The following is a 2,087-nucleotide window of genomic DNA, read 5'->3' on the forward strand; positions in this document are numbered from 1 at the left end:
GTCCGTTTCGCTGATGGGATCGCCGCGTTGGCCGAGTCCGGGGTGACCAAGTTCTTGGAGCTGGGTCCCGACGCCACGCTCACCGCGATGGCCGCCGAGAGCGCCGAGGGCCTGTTCGTCCCGGCCACGCGGCGGGACCACGGTGAGGTGGAGACGTTCACGCAGGCCCTGTCCCAGCTCTGGGTCAGTGGCGTCGACGTCGACTGGGCAGCCCTCTTCGCAGACCGCAACCCGCACCGCGTCGACCTGCCGACCTACCCCTTCCAGCGCGAGCGCTACTGGTTGGAGTCCGCCGACCCGACAGGCGACCCCGTCGGCTTGGGGCAAGGTGCCGCCGGGCACCCCCTGCTGGGCGCCGCCGTCAGCCTCGCCGCCGACGGCGGGGTCATGCTCACCGGCCGCCTTTCCCTGCGTACGCACCCTTGGCTCGCCGACCACGCCGTCGCCGGCACGGTCCTCTTCCCCGGCACCGGGTTCGTGGAGCTGGCGATCCGTGCCGGGGACGAGGTCGGCTGCGCGCACCTTGCCGAACTCACCCTCCAGGCACCGCTGATCCTCCCCGCGCAGGACGGAGTTCAGGTCCAGGTCGTCGTAGGCGCAGCCGACGAGGACGGGCGGCGCCCACTCACGGTGTACTCGCGTCCGGAGACGGCCGCCGAGGCGTGGACCGCGCACGCGGAGGGAGTCCTCGCGCAGGCCCCGGCAGATCCGCCCGCCGATCTCACCGTCTGGCCGCCCGCCGGAGCGGAACCAGTGGACGTCTCCGGCTTCTACACCGCGGCCGAGACCGCCGGTTACGGCTACGGCCCCGCCTTCCGAGGCATGACCGCCGCTTGGCGCCGGGGCGACGAACTCTTCGCCGAGGTGGAAATGGCGGAGGAACTGCGAGCGGAGGCGGGGAAGTTCGGGGTGCACCCGGCGCTGCTGGACGCTTCCCTGCACGCGGTGCTGGCGACCGCGGAATCGAGTGAAGGGCTGCGGCTTCCGTTCCTGTGGGAGGGCGTGTCGCTCCTGGCGTCCGGTGCCACCGCCGCCCGCGTCCGTATCACGGCCCTCGGCGGCGACGCGCTCTCCGTGCTCCTCGCCGACGGCACCGGTGCGCCCATCGCCGCCGCCGACTCCCTGACACTGCGGCCCGTCACGGTGGAGCAGTTGACGTCGTCCCTCACCACCGAGACGGACTCCCTCTACCGGCTGAGGTGGGAGAGCCTGCCCCAGTCGGCCGATGTGGACGTGACGGGTGACTGGGCCGTGATCGGCACGCCCGAGGACGGCGCGTCCGTCGACCTCGCCGCCCTCCTCGACGGCGTCTCCTCCGTACCGCCGCTCGTCCTGTTCACCCCGCCCGCCGGTGGCGACCCTGAGACCACGACCGCCAACGTGCTGACCCTGGTGCAGGGCTGGCTGGGCGAGGAGCGGTTGGCCGAGTCGCGGCTCGTCGTCGTGACGCGGGGCGCGGTGGCCATCGACGGCGGTGACCTCGCTGATCTCGCGACCGCGCCCGTGTGGGGGCTTGTGCGGTCCGCGCAGTCCGAGTACCCGGAGCGGTTCGTTCTGCTCGACCTGGACCCGACCGCCGACGGTGACGATGCGGCCGTGGTGCGGTCAGCGTTGGCCAGTGGTGAGTCCCAGCTGGCGGTCCGTGAGGGCCGGGTGCTGGTGCCGCGTCTGGTGCGTGCGGCCGGGTCGGGCGGGAGCCTGGCGGTTCCGGCGGGGGAGGCCGCGTGGCGGCTGGACACCTCGGGTTCCGGCACGTTGGACGGGTTGGCGCTGGTTCCGGCGCCGGAGGCCGCCGCGCCGCTGGAGTCCGGTCAGGTGCGGATCTCGGTCCGGGCGGCCGGGGTGAACTTCCGTGACGTCCTGATCGGTCTCGGCATGTATCCCGGTGAGGCGTTCATCGGGAGCGAGATCGCCGGTGTGGTCGTGGAGACGGCCGAGGACGTCACCGAGTTCGCGGCGGGCGACCGGGTGCTCGGACTCGTGCCGCGCAGTTTCGGTCCGTTGGCGGTGGCGGATGCGCGGGTGGTGGTGCGTGTGCCGGAGGGGTGGTCGTTCGAGCAGGCGGCGACTGTTCCGGTGGTGTTCCT

The 2,087-nt window shown here is 72.8% G+C and carries 1 protein-coding gene; it reads left to right on the plus strand.

Annotation, left to right across the window (positions count from 1 at the left end):
• Positions 1-42: 42 nt before the first annotated feature.
• The coding region (locus tag ACWD1Z_RS37215) for a polyketide synthase dehydratase domain-containing protein (RefSeq protein WP_451125312.1) at positions 43-2,087 on the plus strand (2,045 nt) is incomplete at its 3' end.

It is taken from the genome of Streptomyces sp. NPDC002784 (assembly GCF_053592135.1).